We start from the raw sequence: 18034 nt of genomic DNA, 5'->3' as shown, positions 1-18034 counted from the left end.
AACCTTTTCCGGTTAGTGTATAGGTCATCAAAGTTACTAAGTGTTGTTGACCATGCCTACTCGCGTTAGAGTAAGTTCCCCCCTGAGAAAAGCTATAGAAAACCAGGAACAGTATGACACCCCTTGAGCATTATCAGCAGGATCTGAAGCACGACGGTTTTGTCCACGACCCCGCTCAGGAAGAGGCTGTCCGGCATTTGCAGCGGCTCTATGATGATTTGCTGGCGGTAGAGCAGAAGAAAGGCGGCCTGCCGTCGCTGTTCTCTTTTGGCCGTAAGGCGAAAGAGCCCTGTCAGGGGTTGTATTTCTGGGGTGGTGTTGGGCGGGGGAAAACCTATCTTGTCGATACTTTCTACGACTGCCTGCCCTTTGAAGACAAAATGCGCACCCATTTCCATCGCTTTATGAAACGTGTGCACGGGGAGCTGAAAACACTGGATGGGCAGAAAAATCCTCTGATCATGGTGGCTCGCAGGCTGGCAGAGGAAACCCGGGTTATCTGCTTTGATGAGTTCTTTGTGTCTGATATCACCGATGCCATGATTCTTGCCGGGTTACTGGAAGAGCTGTTCAAGAACGGTGTCACGCTGGTGGCCACCAGTAACATCATTCCTGATGGTTTGTATGAGAATGGCCTGCAGCGAGCACGCTTCCTGCCAGCTATTGCCCTGCTTAATCAATACACAGATGTAGTGAATGTAGATAATGGCGTAGACTACCGCCTGCGAGTGCTGGAGCAGGCAGCACTGTATCACACACCTCTCAATGCTGGAGCTGACGCTGCCATGGATAAGGATTTTGCAGCCTTGATTCCTGATTGCAATCAGTTGAGGGAGAATCACCATCTGGAAGTAGAAGGGCGATTCATTCCTTATCGGAAAGTGTGTCAGGATATTGTGTGGTTCGATTTCAAAGCTTTGTGTGATGGCCCCCGCAGCCAGAATGACTACATTGAGCTTGCCCGGGAGTTTCACACGGTATTGTTGTCCGACGTTCCCCAGATGGGGCTGGAGGTGGACGATATGGCGCGCCGATTTATTAATATGGTGGATGAGTTCTATGATCGGGGGGTAAAACTGATCATGTCTGGTGCAGCACCATTGCCTGAGCTATATACCGAAGGCAAACTGGAATTTGAGTTTCAAAGAACGCTGAGTCGATTGCAGGAGATGCAGTCCAGCGAATATCTTGCCAGAGAGCACAGACCCTAACGACGGAAGGAGGCAAATATGGAGTGTGGCTCAGAAGCGAAATCCGTCATTCTTGATGATCAGGAATACACAGAGCTTTCAAAAATCTTCAAGGTTTTGGGGGATGAAGGGCGCTTGCGTATGGTGATGGCCTGTATGGATGAACCCCGTGCAGTGTGCTGTTTATCGGAAGCGGCAGGGCTTTCCCAATCTCTCACAAGTCATCATCTTCGCTCTCTGCGTGATATGCGCATTCTTCGATGCAGTAAGCAGGGGCGGCAGGTTTTTTATGAGTTGGATGACGACCATATTCGCCATGTTCTGCAGGACCTGATTGTGCATGTTCGTGAAGATTGTAAGTGATTTTTTCTGTGCGAGTGCAGAGCGACAGTAAAACCTGTCTGTTTTTTTTATAATGTGGCAAGAAATGCTGGCTTTAAGTATAAATACCTACCCATAATTTATTGACAGATCTCCAACCGAAAACGTATTTTCTACTCAGGCGCTGATTTGTACCTTCGGCTTGCGGGCGCCTTAAATAAATACCGCTAAAGAGAATGCTTTTGCAAAGCAGTACCGCAAAACCACTCGCCGACCTGAGTGGTTTTTTGTATCTGTCTCCTACCTTCTCTTTGGCCCCGCGCGAGTTGTGCTGAACCCAGCTGATGTTTGCGGAGCTGTAATGATTGAATTCAAGAACATAAGTAAAATATTTCAAAGCGCGGGAGGCCCCGTAAAAGCTTTGGATGATATTTCCCTGCATGTACCAGAAGGCTGTATTTACGGCGTGATTGGTTCCAGTGGTGCCGGAAAAAGTACCCTGATTCGTTGTGCCAACCTGTTGGAATCCCCCACTGAGGGGGAAGTGCGAGTAGCCGGACAAGACCTGATGAAGCTGTCATCTGCCCAATTACGTACAGCCCGGCGTGATATTGGCATGATCTTCCAGCACTTCAACCTGCTGGCTGGCCGAACGGTTTACGATAACATCGCTTTGCCTCTGGAGCTGGCGGGCAAGTCGGCTGCTGCCGTTGAAAGTACTATTCTGCCGTTACTGAAACTGGTGGGTCTGAAAGACAAACAAGACAGCTATCCCTCTCAGCTTTCCGGCGGGCAGAAACAGCGTGTGGCTATTGCCCGGGCGCTTGCCAGTCAGCCGAAGGTGCTGCTCTGTGATGAGGCGACGTCTGCCCTCGATCCACAAACGACCGCCTCCATCCTGAACCTGTTGCGGGACATCAATAAAACACTGGGGCTCACCATTTTGTTGATTACTCACGAGATGGATGTGGTGAAATCCATCTGCGATCGGGTGGCGATTCTCAGCCAAGGGCAGGTGATTGAAGAGAATGATGTGGAGTCATTCTTTCTGTCTCCCCAAACGGAGCTGGCCCGTGAATTTGTGCGAGCGGCTATCCATGAGAAGCCTGCAGCAGATATCAGCCACCAGTTTCGCCAGGAATATGAGGCAGGTTGTCGTCCTGTGCTGCATATTACCTTTGTGGGGCAGACTGTTGTGCAGCCGCTGATCACTCAAGCTGCTCGTATCTGTGAAGTGGATTTCAATATTCTTCAGGCGGATATCGAAACCGTTCATGGAAAAACCATGGGTTTTCTGATGGTGGATATCGAAGGTGAAGAACGGCACGTGCAGGATGCCCAGGCCTTTCTGCAAAAACACAACCTGCAGGTGGAGGTCGTTGGTTATGTCAGCTGATGCATGGGCCCTGTTGGGGGAGTCTCTTCTGGAGACGCTGTATATGGTTGTGGTGTCTGGCCTTGTAAGTGCGGCGATTGGTATTCCTCTGGGAGTACTGCTGCATGTGTCCCGCCCGGGTCAGATTCTGCAACGCCCGGTTTTGAACAGTGTGCTGGGTGCTGTGGTGAATGCTGCACGTTCAGTGCCGTTTATTATTCTGATGGTGGCGATTATTCCCCTTACCCGCCTGATCGCCGGAACGTCCATAGGTACAACTGCCGCGATTGTACCTTTGAGTCTTGCCTCTATTCCGTTTGTGGCTCGTATTGCGGAAGGTGCCCTGAATGAAGTGCCATCTGGCCTGGTGGAAGCGGCGGAGTCTATGGGGGCAACACCGTTTCAAATTGTCACCCGTGTGATGTTGCCAGAGGCGCTGCCGGGTCTGATTAACGGTATGACCTTAACGCTGGTGACGCTGGTGAGCTACTCCGCCATGGCGGGTGCTATCGGTGGTGGTGGTTTGGGTGACCTTGGTATTCGCTATGGTTACCAACGGTTTGATCCGGTGATCATGATCGCAACAGTTATTGTGCTGATTATTGTGGTGCAGCTGATTCAGTCAGCTGGTGAAAAGCTCCAGGCTCGCTGCGAGCATAAATAAGTGTATGTGGTATCAGGAGAGTGATATGAAATCGGTCGTGGATTTAAAAAAGTTAATCGGTGCTGTGGTGGCAGCCAGTGCTCTGATTCTGTCGGGTTGTGGCGAGAAGGAACCAGCAGCTCCCAAGTACGATGAGAACGCACCGCTGAAAGTGGGTGTGATGTCTGGCCCGGAGGCTGACATCATGCAAGTTGCTATCGACAAGGCCAAAAAAGACAGCGACCTGAACGCCGAACTGGTGGAGTTTCAGGATTACATCACCCCAAACGTGGCATTGTCCGATGGCAGTATTGATGTGAATGCGTTCCAGCATAAGCCTTATCTGGACAGCATGATTAACGACCGTGGCCTGAAGTTGGCTTCTGTTGGTCATACCTTTGTTTATCCCATTGCGGCTTATTCCGACAAGTTGGAAGGTCTGGATCAACTGGCTGATGGCAGCAAGGTGGCCATTCCTAATGACCCCAGCAATGAAGGTCGTACACTCATTCTTCTCCATCACACTGGCCTGATTAAGCTGAAGGATGTGAACAACCTGAATGCAACACCTCGCGATATTGCTGAAAACCCAAAGAACCTCGAGTTTGTTGAGCTGGAAGCACCCCAGCTGCCACGCTCCCTGCCTGATGTGGCCCTCGCATTTGTGAACAACACTTATGCGATTCCAGCGGGGTTGACCCCCAGCAAAGCATTGCTGGTGGAGGGCAAGGACTCACCGTATGTTAATCTGATCGTATCCCGGGTTGATAACAAGGATGACCCTCGTATTGCCAAGCTGGTAGCGGCCTACCACAGTGCTGATGTTGAGCAGAAAGCCCGTGACCTGTTCAAGGGGGGGGCTGTTAAAGGTTGGTAAGGCTCCTTTATCGGATGTAACCACCTGCTGAGATAAAACCCCATTTGTAACCAGATGGGGTTTTGTTTATCTGCTGTTACTTTGCACAAAAACTCTCAACATAAATCTGCATAAAAACCAGGAACATTTCCCACGCCTGAGAGCCATAGCATCCGTTATTTTCAGTAAATGCGGAGGAAGCTTTGATGCTGGCCAGACTCTTAAAGCAAACAGCACTTATGGGAGCGATACTGACGGCATCCTCTGTTGCAACCTGCACTTCTGCGGCACCTTTTGTGCCACGACCCACCTCGATGAATGCGTTTTATAACGACGATTCTGCTCACGTCCCTGAAGCCAGACAAGTGTATGGAAAAGACAGGCAGAGGATTCGCACAGTGATTTCTGCTCAAGGTATGCACAAAAAAGCCAGGCATTACGGTGAAATTATGGAGCCTGATGGGGCTGAGCAGATTGCCCTGCGGGACTTCCGCATGCTGAAGCAGTGGCATGATCGATATGTGGGAGGAACTCTGATCGACCGGGATGCCTACAAAGACCATGCTCAGGCACTGTTGGAAACCTATGGTGATGTGGCTGGCTGGGGATATCAGGAGTATGTGGATGCCCGTTATGAATTCGCCAGCTCTTTATGGGATACGGATGCAATGATCAAAACCATGGATATTCACAACAGGATTGGCAAACCCTGGCTGTTGGGAAGTGGTGTTCTTCTGGGTTCGGGGACTGCAGGGATGTGGGCTTTCACTGTTAAGGCTATGGTGGCAGGTTCCGTGATTGCACCAGCTGCGATGCCTGTATGGATTCCGGCTGTGAGTGCTGTGGGTGCAGCGGGTTTAGTCGTGTCGCTGGCGGCGGAGTTGCGACAGCAATATTGGCACCGCATGTATGGCGATCAGTACCAGCGTATGGGATCTCTTCGACAAATGGGAACAGAGGCTCTGGCCAGGTTGAAAGAACACGCGCCGCATCTGGCCGAAGCTCGGGATAAAATTCTGGAATCTGTGGTGGGTTACTACCTTGATCCTATGAATGAGACCCATACCCGTAAAGCTCTGAACATGTGTGTAGGGGCAGATAATCGTTACTTGAACTCTGACGTTTATAAAAAAAGTGGTTTTGCTCAGAACAACATTACAACGCTGGAGAGCGTTATTAGCCTGGCTGTGAACAAGGCGAAGTCCGGTAACTTCTCTATAGTGCTATGGGATAAGGGTTTCTCTGGCAATCAGGATCTGTCGTTTGATTTGATGTTCTGTGGGCACAAGTATCAGTTTGTCAGAGGCAAGAACCGGACAAACGGTGAAGAGGTGCTGTATCGCCTTTATGCACCGGAGCTTCTTACAGAAATGCTGGAGCGTTTGTCTGAACTGAGTGACCTCACCCAGTTCCACTTCCAGGTAAAGAGTGTGCCGTTCTATATTAGGATGGTCAGTTTTCTCAAATCCTACTGTGTGGAAGGGCTGGTAAAACAGCCTTTTGATAAATCTGAAAAAGATGAAGCGGAAGCACCTGTGGGAAAGACTCTCCCTCGCTAGTTATGTAATTACCTATATAGAAAATACAAATGATTCATTGACTTAGGAAAGATGCTCCTTATAATGCGCAGCTCTTCTCTGGTGCGGGGTGGAGCAGCCTGGTAGCTCGTCGGGCTCATAACCCGAAGGTCGTCAGTTCAAATCTGGCCCCCGCTACCAACTTTCCTTTTCTATATCTCTTCTTTTTCTATTCTGCATCACGAAGTAGTGATTGCGGAATATTTCTGTTCATATTTTGTTAACATCTTTGCCAGTTAACTAAAATATTACGTCATTGTGTGATTTTTCCCTTATCTGTACTGTTTTGTGTGGGAGGTGAGAAATGAATAATAACAGTGATCCTCAAACTCTGAATTCTCAAACCCTGTTTGAACAGGGGCTGCAACGGAAAAATGCCCGCAAACAACTGTCTGAGTTGTTGGGGGATGATGTAATAAAACAACTGCAAATACGCTCAAACCTTATGGGCTGGAGAGCTGTTCTTTCCTGTTGGGTCGTGATCTTTGGCGCAATGACTGCGATTGCTGTTGTTCAGAATCAGCCTTTATGGATATCCATTCCTGTTATTGTGTGCGCGCTGGCTATTATTGGAGGACGGCAACTGGGGCTGGCAATTCTTGTTCATGAGGCCTCTCACCGTTCTCTCTTTAAAAGTGCCCGCCTGAATGACTCTGCAACCCAGTGGCTGTGTGGTTACCCGATTCTTTTGCATCTGGGCAAGTATAGGAAACACCATGCCCAGCATCATACCAAAACCGGTTCGCAGGAGGATATCGATTACTCCCTGATCCGTCACCTGCCTACTACACGACGCTCTCTTGCCAGGAAATTCACACGAGACCTGCTGGGTATAACGGGCTTAAAAAACACCTACGGTTTGCTCCTGATGCATGCCGGTGTATTGAGGTGGACGGTGTCTGCTGATGTGGAACGTTTGCCTGTGGAAGGGCGCCGGGGGATTGATATTGCCCGTCAGTTTGCCTCAGAGGTTTGGCCCACAGTATTGTGCAACCTTGCTCTCTTTTTATTAGCGACAGCTGTCGGACACCCTGAGCTTTATCTGGCCTGGATTGTGGCTTATCTGATCCCTTATCCACTGTTTATGCGTATCCGGTCCATGGCAGAGCACGCTATGACAGAACAGGTGCCGGATATGCTGCGCAATACTCGTTCCACCCGGGCGGGCTGGGTTGCCCGGGCATTAGTTGCTCCCTATCACGTGAACTATCATATTGAGCATCATGCGCTGGTGTCGGTGCCTTACTGGCATCTGCCGAAGTTGCATCGGCTGCTGCAGGATAAAAAGCTGGTGCCTGAGCCACCGGGATACTGGGATGTTCTGAAACGGGTTTCATCACGAGTGGCATAGGCGGGGAAGGCACTCCCTGCCAAAGGGGTTACGCGCTTAATCCACACGATTATCAATCAGCTGATTGACCACGGAGGGGTCAGCCAGAGTGGATATATCTCCCATGTTCTCAAATTCACCAGCCGCAATTTTCCTGAGAATGCGCCGCATAATTTTTCCGGACCGTGTTTTAGGAAGGTCAGGGGCATTCTGGATAATGTCTGGCGTGGCGATGGGGCCGATTTCCTTGCGCACCCAGTTGCGTAAATCGGTAGCAAGGTTGTCGGTGTAATTCACCCCTTGCTTGAGGGTGACATACACATAAATGCCCTGCCCTTTGATCTCGTGGGGGTAACCCACAGCGGCTGCCTCGGCCACTTGTTGATGGGACACCATGGCACTTTCAATTTCGGCAGTGCCCATGCGGTGACCAGATACATTGAGTACGTCGTCTACACGGCCAGTGATCCAGTAGTAGCCATCCTTATCCCGGCGAGCGCCATCACCGGTGAAGTACATGCCGGGAAAGGCACTGAAGTAGGTTTCAACAAAACGACTGTGGTCACCGTAAATGGTGCGTGCCTGACCGGGCCAGCTATCGATAAGCACTAGATTTCCGGTACAGGGGCCTTCCTGAATATGCCCTTGTCCATCCACAATGGCAGGCAGGATGCCAAAGAACGGGCGAGTAGCTGAACCGGGTTTAAGGGTCGTGGCACCCGGAAGGGGTGTGATCATGATGCCGCCGGTTTCTGTTTGCCACCAGGTATCGACGATAGGGCAGTTGTTGTTGCCAATGGTTTTGCGGTACCAGATCCAGGCCTTTGGGTTGATGGGTTCGCCTACGCTGCCCAGCAGTTTCAGGCTTGTGCGCCGGGTACCATCAATCACCCTGTTGCCGTGGGCCATCAGTGCCCGAATAGCAGTGGGGGCTGTATAGAGAATGTTTACCTGATATTTATCGACAATCTCACTGATGCGGCTGACGGATGGATAAGAGGGAAGCCCTTCGTGCATAACAATGGTGGCACCATTGGTCAGCGGGCCGTACACCACATAGGAGTGACCGGTAATCCAGCCTGCATCGGCATTGCACCAGAACACGTCACCGTCTTTGTAATTGAACACGTACTGATAAGTTATGGAGGTATACACAAGATAACCGCCGGTCGTATGCACGACACCTTTTGGTTTTCCTGTGGAGCCTGAGGTGTAAAGAATAAACAGCGGTGCTTCTGCACTCATTTCCCGGGCTTCACAGTAGGGCGATGAAATCGCCTCCAGCTCATGCCACCAGATATCCCGATTCTCATTCCAGCCGGTTTCGGTACCAGTACGACGGTAAACGATAACCTTTTCAATGGAATTCACATCATCATAAGCCAGTGCTTCATCCACATTAGCCTTAAGTGGGATGACTTTTCCGCCACGGATGCCTTCATCAGCGGTCACCATGACCCGTGCGCCACTGTCGAGAATACGTCCTGCAACGGCTTGTGGTGAGAATCCACCAAAGATCACAGAATGCACGGCACCAATACGGGCACAGGCGAGCATGGCAATGGCGGTTTCAATCACCAGGGGCATATAAACCGCCACGATATCCCCCCGACGAACTCCCTGGGATTTCAGGCCGTTAGCAAACCGGCAAACCCGCTCATGGAGCTCTCTGTAGGTGATCTGACGGCTGACAGAGGGATCATCTCCCTCCCAGTAAATCGCAACATTGTCGCCTTTGTCTTTCAGGTGACGGTCAAGGCAGTTATAGGCGGCATTTGTCGTGCCATCCTGATACCAGTTGATCTCAACCCTGTGCTGGTCGAATGAGGCATTCTTCACAGTGCTGTAGGGCTTAAACCAGTGAATACGCTCGCCATGTTCTCGCCAGAAACCTTCGGGGTTGATCACAGATTGCTGGTACATCTCTCGGTAACGGGCATCGTCAATCCAAGCCTGGCTGGCGGTTTCTGTGTCAACCGGATAGGCAGGGTATTCTGGCATGTCATCACCCTTGAAGCTGGTATAGATGGATGAGGAAGTATAGACAGCCACTTTAAGAATATACGGTCTACAAAACGCTATAACTAACCGCACTTGCTCACAATGCTGGAAAGTGCCACAGACGACCTTCGTAGATGGAATATTTCCGTCTGTTTCCTCTGGGAGGAAATCGGAAAGGTAATACGTGCCCGGTTTCCTGATGACAGATCCTCTATCACTGCATCAGAAATATCTGGTGCAGTAATGGCCATGGCATGACGGGTGGCGGGAATCTTCCAGGAGCGTTTACGGTCGATCTGCAGAGTGATTTCAACCGGTTCACGTCGGCGAAAGCGTTGCTTGGGAAGGTAGAGAGCAAGGGTAAGTCTGGGGTCTGTTGAACTGCAGAAGACCTCCAGCTCTCGACCGTTTTTCTGTGGAGATGAGGTAGCAACCTGATGGTGAAGCGAGCCACTTTTGAAGGTTTCGAATCCCCATGTTGCAAGGGCCTGCTCCGGAGTTATAAAGGAGCTAATCAGAAGTAGCGGGAAAAGCGTGATCGATAACACTTTGCTGTGCATGAAAGTACACTTGAACATCACCGGAACCTGTTATGTTTTTAGGTGGAAAGGCAGGGTGTGATGTGTGAGATCATATCATGCTGAGTGATTTTACTCAGCGCTCAGTGATGGGTTTTCAGAATCCTTGCTGGAGTTTGGCTCGTCAAGTTCCAGCTGCTTCAGAGCAATTACGGCCTGGGTTCGGTTTCGCACGCCCAGTTTGCGGAAGATGGCTGTTACGTGGGCTTTGATCGTGGCCTCGGAAATATTCAACTCCCAGGCAATCTGTTTATTCAGCATACCTTCGCCGATCATACCCAGCACGCGGAACTGTTGCGGAGTGAGGCTGCTTATCTTTTCTTCCAGATTACTCTTGCCCAGTTCAACTTCTCTGGACATATCAATATTGGGGGGAATCCAGTTCTCTCCCCTCATGACTCCCTGAAGCGCAGCTTTGATAACGGGCATTGATGAGGATTTAGGAATAAAACCTGCAGCGCCATAGCTCAGTGCCCTGCGGATCACTGATTCGTCGTCTTGGGCGGAAATCACGACAACAGGCACTTTGGGATGCTGGCCACGCACATAAAGAAGCCCGGAAAAACCATGGGCCCCGGGCATATTCAGGTCGAGCAGAACAAGGTTGGGATTGCTGTTTCTTTCCAGAGCATCCTGAAGTGAGTCGATAGTATCGGCTTCGGTAACTTCAGGCTTGCTATCCATGGCCTGGGATACAGCTGCTTGCAGCGCGGCCCGAAAGAGCGGATGGTCTTCTGCAATTATCACGCTGTTATTCATGAGGCCTCTCCCTGGAAAGCGGCCTTCTGCTAAGGCCTTATCTCTAAAAGCAATTTCCTTGGACTATAGCGGCTTCTTTTCAATCTTGGCGTTAGACTTGAGGTTTGTGACTATAGAAGGTTGCTGCCCAGGACGTTTGCCCTTGTAAGGTGCGTAAAACGCCTGCAGATTGGCGATATCCTTCTCTTTGTCTCCGACCAGCTTATAGGGTTCTCCGATACCAGCCAGCTTTTTGGATAAATCAACATAGGCAGGCACTACAGGTACTTTGGCGCCGTTTGCAATGTGCCAGAAGCCACTTTTCCATTCTGAAACAGAAGAACGGGTACCTTCAGGCGCCAGAGCCAGCACAAAGCGGGGATGACAGTTGTATGCCGCAATAGCCTGAGACACCAGATTATTGTTACGCTCACGGTGTACAGCTACACCACCGAGGTAGCGCATGATCGGGCCAAACGGGCCTTTGAACAGGGACGCTTTGCCAAGCCAGTAAATAGGAATACGCATGCGCAGGGCCACAGCCATGAAAATGACAAAGTCCCAGTTACTGGTATGGGGAGCGCCAATCAGAACAAAACGGCGGGTTAAAGGCTTCTGACCCTCAATGTTCCAGCCTGTCAGTTTGAGAAGAAGCCATGCAAGGGCACTAAACAGCTGACGGACGACAGGCGTGTCGAATACAGTAATACGCATAAACAACCCGGGGAGTCCGGTCTCGATAGTCAACGGGGAAGTGTGGAGAGGTGTGATGGAGAATCAGCCACAACGAAAAATAATTCATGTGGATTGTGACTGCTTCTATGCAGCTGTTGAAATCCGGGAAAATCCCCGTTTAAACGGTATTCCTGTAGCGGTGGGTGGGTTGCCCGAAAAGAGAGGGGTGATTGCTACGTGCAACTACGAGGCAAGAGACTACGGTGTTCGTTCTGCCATGGCCTCCGCTTATGCCCTGCGCCTGTGTCCGCATTTGAATATTATTAAACCCCGGTTTGAGCTTTACCGGGACGCTTCAGCACAGCTTCACAAAATCTTTTCTGACTATACCGACCAGATTGAACCGCTGTCACTGGATGAAGCATTTCTGGATGTCACCAACAGCGATATGTGCCGAGGCAGTGCCACCTTAATGGCTCAGGAGATTCGTCGTCGGGTGAAGGAAACTGTTGGTATTACCGTGTCTGCGGGGGTGGCCCCCAATAAGTTTCTGTCGAAAGTGGCCAGTGACTGGAATAAACCCGATGGGTTGAAAGTGATTACACCGTCAGAAGTGGATGCGTTTGTAGCAGAGCTTCCGGTTAAAAAACTATTTGGTGTAGGCAAAGCTACAGGCAAGCGTCTTGCAAAACTGGGTATCGAAACCTGTGCCGATGTCCGCACTTGGGAGCAGGCAGACCTCAACAAACATTTTGGTGTGTTTGGGGAGCGTCTCCATCAGTTGGCAAGGGGGATTGATAATCGCCCGGTGGTGACAAGCCATCGTCGTAAATCTCTTTCTGTGGAACTCACATACGACGAAGACCTTGCAGGGCAGCAAGAGGTGCTGGCAAAGGTTCCTGAGCTGCTGGAAGAGCTGGAGAGTCGCTATGAAAAAATTCGAGAAGAATATGCCATTACCAAACGTTTCGTGAAGGTGAAATTTGGTGACTTCACCCAAACGACAATGGAGGAGTTGTGCGCCCTGAGTGACAAGGAGCCTTTCAAGGAGGAGCCATTTAAAAGGCTGATGACGAAAGCCTGGGAGCGCGGCGAGAAAAGCGTACGCCTGCTGGGAGCCGGTATCCGGCTCCACGATCTCAAGGCCAGAGATACTGCGACGCAGCTTGATCTGTTTTTATAGTCCGGTTTAGTCGTGCACTTTCACAACCATGTTACCCATAGCTCCAGGCTGCAGAACGGCTGTGTGGGCCTCTCCCAAATGCTCTAACGGGAATGTTTTGGCAATCACGGGTTTCAGGCTGCCAATGGCGAGTGCCGCATACAGAGCAGAGTGGATAACCTTTCTATCGGTTTCGGATGCATTGAAGACCGACATCCCGCGAATATCCGCATCCCGCTTCATCAAATCCCGTGGATTGATGGTGACCGTGCCACGGTTGCCAATCACAATCACACGGCCGCCCATCGCCAGGGCATTCAAATCATGGCCGAGGTTGATATTTGCCAGCATCTCCAGCGCAATATCCACGCCTTTGCCATGTGTCCACTCCAGCAGATCATCCATATGAGTGTCATTGCTGTGATCCAGCACCAAGTGAGCACCCTGGGTTTTCACCAACTGACGACCTTCCTCAGAGCCTGCTGTACCAATAACGGTTAAACCTGCCGCTACCCCTAATTGCACTGCTGCCAGGCCAACACCACCGCTGGCTCCATGAACCAAAAGTGTCTCACCGGGTTTGGCCTGTCCACGCTGAAACAGGGCACGCCATGCCGTCGTACAGGGAATGCCTACACAGGCACCTTCCTCAAAAGGTACGTTGTCTGGCAAGGAGTGAATTTTGGTAATATCGCACAGAGCGTACTCGGCACTGGTGCCGGTGAAGCTTCCTGTAAAATAAACCCGATCACCAACGTTGAGCTGGTGGCTGTGATCATCCCCCAGTGCTGCAATGACGCCAGCACCATCAAGCCCGGGTGTGTGTGGCATCTGGGCGCTATAGCCATTTGTGCCGGCGCGAATATATGTGTCTACCGGGTTGATACCTGCAGCGTGAACTCGGATAAGTGCCTGCCCGGGAGAGGGTGTTGGGATTTCGACAGTTTCCAGTTTAAGTACTTCAATATCGCCATGCTGGTGTTGGCGAATAGCTTTCATAGTCATGCTTGTGCTACCTGTACGACAGATTTTGAGCGAGAGTCGGTGTTGAGAATACCTCGCTCTTTGACATTTGGAAATGTCGTCTACAGTAGAGATAAGCCGCCCTGAGAGAGGGCGTCATGAATGTTTGCCTGGTGTGGTGCAGTCTCCGGCAATAGCAAAAATATGGCAGAAAGACGTCGAGGAGTTGCCATGGAAAGGGAAGTGCGCCACCCGTATCTGTTTACCCTGTGCGGATTTGTTCTCTGTGTTATGTTCCTTGGAAATCTGGCCCGGGCCGATAGTTCAATCCCCCCCAGGACCATTCCGGTTTATCTCAATATGAGCGAAGCTCAGGAAGCCCGCCTGCAAGGCAATATGCTGGCCTTTCACAGTTCTGTTGCTTTTACGCCTGAGGTGAATATGCGGGTATTTTCAGGAGATATCGGTGTTCAGTCTGTGCGGTTTGGGGAATGGATTACAGTGCATTTAACACTGCTGTCTTCTTCTTTCCGCTGCAGAGATTATCAGAATCAGTATCGACTTGAGGTGGGCAAGAACATATTAAGACAGGGTGTTGTTGTTACACCCAGGCTGACAGTGGAGGGAGATTCCACTGTCTGCCGTCTGGATATTATTGCTTCAGAAAACCGTTAACTCCTGCCTCTTGGGAGAAGTTGCTTAAGCGGTTTCTGTTGCCTGTTTGATTCTGCGCTTCTGCATCAGGGCTATGCTCAGCAGTAGCAGAAGTGCAGGAATAAACATTAACTGTCGTGGGGGGCGATCGTTGAGTGTTTCGACCCTGAGAACCTCCCAGTCGAAATCAATACCTGCTGCTTCTGCAGGGCTGGCGAAGCCGATATTATCAACGATGGTTTTGCCATCGCTTTCTATCAGCTCAAGCCCCATGGTGTAGAGTCGGTCAGCGCCAGTGGTTTCATCACCCACTGGCAGGAGAAGAGTTTTCTCCCGGTACTTTCCAGTGAAGTCTTCACCACCTACCCGCAGGCGTAACTCCTCTCCAGCCTCAACCGTCATCACCTGTTGTTCAATGGCACTGCCGGGGTGCTGTTGATACTCCGGCCAGGCCATATCCCACCAGAAGCCCGGGCGGAACAAGGTAAAGGCGATCAACAGCAGACCAAGGGTTTCGTACCACTTGGTTTTCGTGAGCCAGAACCCTTGAGTGGCCGCTGCAAACACCAGCATGGCACCGAGGGCGCTGAAGATAGTGAGCAGCAATTCCCAAATGCTGTTGATGCCGATCAGCAACAACTGTGTGTTAAAGATAAACATAAACGGCAGAATGGCGGTGCGTATATCGTAGGTGAACCCCTGAATACCGGTTTGGATCGGATTGCCTTTAGCAATCGCTGCGGCTGCATAAGCCGCAAGGCCCACCGGTGGGGTATCATCCGCCAGTATCCCGAAATAGAACACAAACAGGTGCACGGCAATCAGCGGAACAATCAAACCGTGGGCTGCCCCAAGGCTGACAATCACTGGAGCCATCAGACTGGATACAACAATGTAGTTAGCCGTGGTTGGCAATCCCATACCGAGAATCAGGCTGATTACGGCAGTGAAAATCAGCATGAGCAACACACTGCCGCCGGAGATCAGCTCCACAAACTCCGTCATCACCTGGCCGATGCCGGTCAGGGTGACAGTACCCACCACAATACCGGCTGCCGCCGTGGCAACACCGATGCCGATCATATTTCGTGCGCCGGATACCATGCCATTAAACAGGTCGCAAAAACCGTGTTTGACCCGTGCCATCATATCCGACTGCCCCCCGAATAAGGCCATAATCGGATGTTGGGTAATCACGATAACCATCATAAACGCCGTGGCCCAGAAGGCAGACAACCCGGGAGACATACGTTCCTTGCCAATACACCAGATCAACACCACCACCGGCAGCAGGAAGTGCAAGCCGCTCAACGCAGTGGTACGAATACGAGGCGCGATGGTGAGTTCATGATCTTCATGGTGATCCGGGAAGCGAGCAGCCAGCCAGAGCAAGCCAAGATAGGCTGCTGTAACCAAACCGCCAATGACCCAGAGAGAGTTGTCACCTGCCACATCCTTGATCCAGCCAATACCGTAGTAAACCAGAGCACCCAGCATACACATGCTCAGGAAGCCGCCTACAAATACCAGCAGCCACTCGGCTCGGCTCAGGGCTCGTTCCCGTGGCATACCTTGCATACCGGCTTTCACCGCTTCCAGGTGCACAATGTAAAACAGTGCGATGTAGGAAATGGCAGCAGGCAGGATGGCGTGACGAATCACATCGATATAGGGAATACCAACATACTCCACCATCAGAAAGGCAGCGGCACCCATAATCGGGGGTGTGAGCTGACCATTGGTAGACGCGGCCACTTCAATGGCACCGGCTTTGGTGGCCGGGAAGCCAACACGTTTCATTAACGGAATGGTGAAAGTGCCGGTGGTCACAACGTTAGCGATGCTGGAACCGGAAATTACACCGCTCAAACCAGACGACACAACTGCAGCTTTTGCCGGGCCACCGCGCAGGTGTCCGAGCAGGGAAAACGACAGACGAATAAAGTATTGCCCCGCACCCGCCTGCTCCAGCAATGCTCCAAACAGAACAAACAGGAAGACAAAGCTGGTGGATACCCCCAGCGCTACGCCAAACACGCCTTCTGTCGTCAGCCAGAAGTGGGACATAGCCTTGTTCAGGCTGGCACCTTTGTGGGCGATGACATCGGGCATATGTGGGCCGGCAAAGGTGTAAAGCAGGAAGACACCGGCTACAACCATCAGTGGCGGGCCAAGTGCACGACGGGTGGCCTCCAGCAAAAGCACGATGCCAATCACTGCGAAGGTGATATCCATCGTGACAGGGGCGCCAGGGCGATCAGCCAGAGCGTTGTAAAATATATAAATGTAGGCGGCCGAAAAACTGCCCACTAATGCAAGACCCCAGTCGTAAAAAGGAATATGATTTTTTGGGGAACCCTTAAATGCGGGGAAAGCAGTAAACGACAGGAAAACAGCAAAGGCCAGATGAATCGCCCTGGCTTCTGTATCGTTCAGAATAAAGACGTTCAGCTGAAAAGGTAGCGGTGAGGCGTACCATAGTTGAAAAAGAGACCAGCATAAGGCGGTTAAAGTTAAAAAACGGGCGGCCATTCCTTTCGGATTACGGGCGCCGGTATCGGCGTCACTGACTATGTCGGACGCTGTTTTTTCATGGGACATATCTCGTTACCCTGGTTGCATCACGACTCCACGGGCATACAGCAGAGGAGTGTCTGGGGTCTCGTTTCACCAGCCCGGCCAGTGAAACGAGTGGAGCAGAATTAAGCGAGGTTTACTTGATCAGACCGGCTTCCTTGTAGAAACGGGCAGCACCGCTATGCAGCGGTGCAGAGAGGCCATCCTGAATCATCTCTTCCTTCTTCAGGTTGGCAAACGCAGGGTGCAGTTTGCGGAAGTCGTCGAAGTTCTCGAAGACAGACTTCACGATTTGATAGATAGAGGCGTCAGGAGTGTTGGTGGAAGACACAAAGGTTGCACCCACACCAAAGGTGGTGACATCGTTCGGGTTGCCTTGATACATACCGCCGGGAATGGTGGCAGTACGGTAGTACGGCGCGTTGTCAATCAGCTTGGTAATAGCTGGGCCCTGCACGTTCACCAGCACTGTGTCGCAGGAAGACGTGGCTTCCTTGATGGAACCATTGGGGTGACCAACCACGTAAACCATGGCGTCGATTTTGTTATCACACAGTGCCTTGGACTGCTCGGCGGCTTTCAGCTCGGTAGTCAGACGGAAGTCGGAGGTAGTCATGCCCCAGGCATTCATTACCACTTCCATGGTGCCACGCTGGCCGGAACCGGGGTTACCGATGTTAACGCGCTTGCCTTTGAGGTCTTCAAAGTTTGTGATACCGGAATCTTTGCGGGCTACAACGGTGAAAGGCTCTGCATGAATAGAGAACACGGCGCGCAGATCTTTATTGGCACCCATGTTTTCAAACCTGCTGGTACCATTGTAAGCGTGGAACTGCCAGTCGGACTGGGCAATACCCATATCCATTTCACCGGCACGGATGGTGTTCAGGTTGTAAACGGAACCACCGGTACTTTCAACAGAACAGCGGATGCCATGTTCTCTGCGGTTTTTGTTCACCAGACGACAGATAGCGCCACCCGTGGGGTAGTAAACGCCGGTTACGCCACCAGTGCCGATAGTTACGAACTGCTGAACAGGTGCTGCGGTTGCTGGTGTGCTGATGACGGCAGCAGTCATACCTGCGCCAATAGCTGCCAATGAGAGCGTCTTAAGCAAAGACCCTTTTAGTGAAGGCATGGTGTCCCCTCCGGTTGTAATGATTATTGCGCCCTCGGTGTGTTTTCTGAGTTATAGCCGAAGGGCGTTGAGAGTGATCTCTCTTTTATGTTCGCAAAGCACTGGTGCAAAACAGGCACGCTTCAACGGAGTGGTCTTTGCGTAAAGTCTTATTATCTAAAATTCAGGTCATTTTCGACCCATGGGCATCCTAACAGTAATATGCACTGGGAGTGAATACTCTAAGAGAATTGTACCGATTGTATCTTGCGCGTTT

At 51.2% G+C, this 18034-nt stretch carries 16 protein-coding genes, 1 tRNA gene and 1 riboswitch; of the genes, 10 read left to right on the top strand and 7 right to left on the bottom strand.

Going from position 1 to position 18034, the window contains the following annotated elements:
* The first annotated feature begins 113 nt into the window (after positions 1 to 113).
* The 8 genes from zapE (at position 114) to E1189_RS17450 (ending at position 7313) form a co-directional block, all read left to right on the top strand.
* A complete protein-coding gene (gene zapE, locus E1189_RS17485) occupies positions 114 to 1211 on the top strand; it encodes a cell division protein ZapE (protein ID WP_155161998.1) in 1098 nt (365 codons plus the stop codon).
* 18 nt (positions 1212 to 1229) lie between these two features.
* Positions 1230 to 1553, top strand: coding sequence for an ArsR/SmtB family transcription factor (locus tag E1189_RS17480; RefSeq protein WP_155161996.1), 324 nt, complete (start codon positions 1230 to 1232; stop codon positions 1551 to 1553).
* A gap of 129 nt (positions 1554 to 1682) precedes the next feature.
* Positions 1683 to 1763, top strand: a riboswitch (SAM riboswitch).
* 109 nt (positions 1764 to 1872) lie between these two features.
* Positions 1873 to 2907 (top strand): methionine ABC transporter ATP-binding protein, encoded by a 1035-nt coding sequence (locus E1189_RS17475; RefSeq protein ID WP_155161994.1) that lies wholly within the window; start codon positions 1873 to 1875, stop codon positions 2905 to 2907.
* On the top strand, positions 2897 to 3550 hold the full coding sequence (locus tag E1189_RS17470) for a methionine ABC transporter permease (protein WP_155161992.1): 654 nt from the start codon (positions 2897 to 2899) through the stop codon (positions 3548 to 3550). The genes E1189_RS17475 and E1189_RS17470 overlap by 11 nt, the downstream gene beginning before the upstream one ends.
* Before the next feature lie 25 nt (positions 3551 to 3575).
* Positions 3576 to 4406, top strand: coding sequence for a MetQ/NlpA family ABC transporter substrate-binding protein (locus E1189_RS17465; protein ID WP_155161990.1), 831 nt, complete (start codon positions 3576 to 3578; stop codon positions 4404 to 4406).
* Positions 4407 to 4591: 185 nt separating this feature from the next.
* Positions 4592 to 5944: a hypothetical protein gene (locus tag E1189_RS17460; protein WP_155161987.1), complete on the top strand. Its 1353-nt coding sequence runs from the start codon at positions 4592 to 4594 to the stop codon at positions 5942 to 5944.
* An 82-nt stretch (positions 5945 to 6026) separates the two neighbouring features.
* Positions 6027 to 6103, top strand: a tRNA-Met gene (locus tag E1189_RS17455).
* A gap of 163 nt (positions 6104 to 6266) precedes the next feature.
* On the top strand, positions 6267 to 7313 hold the full coding sequence (locus tag E1189_RS17450; protein ID WP_155161985.1) for a fatty acid desaturase family protein: 1047 nt from the start codon (positions 6267 to 6269) through the stop codon (positions 7311 to 7313).
* Positions 7314 to 7349: 36 nt separating this feature from the next.
* On the opposite strand, the gene acs is transcribed toward E1189_RS17450, so the two are convergent.
* From acs to E1189_RS17430, 4 genes are all read right to left on the bottom strand, one after another.
* On the bottom strand, positions 7350 to 9293 hold the full coding sequence (gene acs, locus E1189_RS17445; RefSeq protein WP_155161983.1) for an acetate--CoA ligase: 1944 nt from the start codon (positions 9291 to 9293) through the stop codon (positions 7350 to 7352).
* An 83-nt stretch (positions 9294 to 9376) separates the two neighbouring features.
* Positions 9377 to 9853, bottom strand: a complete 477-nt coding sequence (locus E1189_RS17440; protein WP_155161981.1) for a hypothetical protein — start codon at positions 9851 to 9853, stop codon at positions 9377 to 9379.
* 90 nt (positions 9854 to 9943) lie between these two features.
* Positions 9944 to 10630: a response regulator transcription factor gene (locus E1189_RS17435; protein ID WP_155161978.1), complete on the bottom strand. Its 687-nt coding sequence runs from the start codon at positions 10628 to 10630 to the stop codon at positions 9944 to 9946.
* Between the two features lie 63 nt (positions 10631 to 10693).
* Positions 10694 to 11323, bottom strand: coding sequence for a lysophospholipid acyltransferase family protein (locus E1189_RS17430; RefSeq protein WP_155161976.1), 630 nt, complete (start codon positions 11321 to 11323; stop codon positions 10694 to 10696).
* 55 nt (positions 11324 to 11378) lie between these two features.
* On the opposite strand from E1189_RS17430, the gene dinB reads away from it, so the two are divergent.
* Entirely contained in the window at positions 11379 to 12467 is a 1089-nt protein-coding gene (dinB, locus tag E1189_RS17425; RefSeq protein WP_155161974.1) for a DNA polymerase IV, read from the top strand.
* A gap of 6 nt (positions 12468 to 12473) precedes the next feature.
* On the opposite strand, the gene E1189_RS17420 is transcribed toward dinB, so the two are convergent.
* Complete coding sequence (locus E1189_RS17420; protein ID WP_230460493.1) at positions 12474 to 13451, bottom strand: NADPH:quinone reductase; 978 nt, start codon at positions 13449 to 13451, stop codon at positions 12474 to 12476.
* 189 nt (positions 13452 to 13640) lie between these two features.
* Between E1189_RS17420 and E1189_RS17415 the strand changes: the two genes are divergently transcribed.
* Complete coding sequence (locus E1189_RS17415; protein ID WP_155161972.1) at positions 13641 to 14084, top strand: hypothetical protein; 444 nt, start codon at positions 13641 to 13643, stop codon at positions 14082 to 14084.
* 24 nt (positions 14085 to 14108) lie between these two features.
* Here the strand turns inward: E1189_RS17415 and E1189_RS17410 are convergent, their stop codons facing one another.
* Complete coding sequence (locus tag E1189_RS17410; protein ID WP_155161970.1) at positions 14109 to 16664, bottom strand: TRAP transporter permease; 2556 nt, start codon at positions 16662 to 16664, stop codon at positions 14109 to 14111.
* A 112-nt stretch (positions 16665 to 16776) separates the two neighbouring features.
* Complete coding sequence (locus E1189_RS17405; RefSeq protein WP_155161967.1) at positions 16777 to 17778, bottom strand: TAXI family TRAP transporter solute-binding subunit; 1002 nt, start codon at positions 17776 to 17778, stop codon at positions 16777 to 16779.
* Positions 17779 to 18034: the final 256 nt, after the last annotated feature.

Source organism: Parendozoicomonas verongulae, assembly GCF_009711465.1.
GTDB classification, from domain to species: Bacteria; Pseudomonadota; Gammaproteobacteria; order Pseudomonadales; family Endozoicomonadaceae; genus Sansalvadorimonas; species Sansalvadorimonas verongulae.
The sequence above is the reverse complement of the archived record's forward strand: the minus strand, read 5'-3'. Positions and strand labels throughout refer to the sequence as shown.

Coding starts and splice junctions, on each gene's coding strand:
- zapE (WP_155161998.1), top strand. CDS start 114: ATGACACCCCTTGAGCATTATCAGCAGGATCTGAAGCACGACGGTTTT.
- E1189_RS17480 (WP_155161996.1), top strand. CDS start 1,230: ATGGAGTGTGGCTCAGAAGCGAAATCCGTCATTCTTGATGATCAGGAA.
- E1189_RS17475 (WP_155161994.1), top strand. CDS start 1,873: ATGATTGAATTCAAGAACATAAGTAAAATATTTCAAAGCGCGGGAGGC.
- E1189_RS17470 (WP_155161992.1), top strand. CDS start 2,897: ATGTCAGCTGATGCATGGGCCCTGTTGGGGGAGTCTCTTCTGGAGACG.
- E1189_RS17465 (WP_155161990.1), top strand. CDS start 3,576: ATGAAATCGGTCGTGGATTTAAAAAAGTTAATCGGTGCTGTGGTGGCA.
- E1189_RS17460 (WP_155161987.1), top strand. CDS start 4,592: ATGCTGGCCAGACTCTTAAAGCAAACAGCACTTATGGGAGCGATACTG.
- E1189_RS17450 (WP_155161985.1), top strand. CDS start 6,267: ATGAATAATAACAGTGATCCTCAAACTCTGAATTCTCAAACCCTGTTT.
- acs (WP_155161983.1), bottom strand. CDS start 9,293: ATGCCAGAATACCCTGCCTATCCGGTTGACACAGAAACCGCCAGCCAG.
- E1189_RS17440 (WP_155161981.1), bottom strand. CDS start 9,853: ATGCACAGCAAAGTGTTATCGATCACGCTTTTCCCGCTACTTCTGATT.
- E1189_RS17435 (WP_155161978.1), bottom strand. CDS start 10,630: ATGAATAACAGCGTGATAATTGCAGAAGACCATCCGCTCTTTCGGGCC.
- E1189_RS17430 (WP_155161976.1), bottom strand. CDS start 11,323: ATGCGTATTACTGTATTCGACACGCCTGTCGTCCGTCAGCTGTTTAGT.
- dinB (WP_155161974.1), top strand. CDS start 11,379: ATGGAGAATCAGCCACAACGAAAAATAATTCATGTGGATTGTGACTGC.
- E1189_RS17420 (WP_230460493.1), bottom strand. CDS start 13,451: ATGACTATGAAAGCTATTCGCCAACACCAGCATGGCGATATTGAAGTA.
- E1189_RS17415 (WP_155161972.1), top strand. CDS start 13,641: ATGGAAAGGGAAGTGCGCCACCCGTATCTGTTTACCCTGTGCGGATTT.
- E1189_RS17410 (WP_155161970.1), bottom strand. CDS start 16,664: ATGTCCCATGAAAAAACAGCGTCCGACATAGTCAGTGACGCCGATACC.
- E1189_RS17405 (WP_155161967.1), bottom strand. CDS start 17,778: ATGCCTTCACTAAAAGGGTCTTTGCTTAAGACGCTCTCATTGGCAGCT.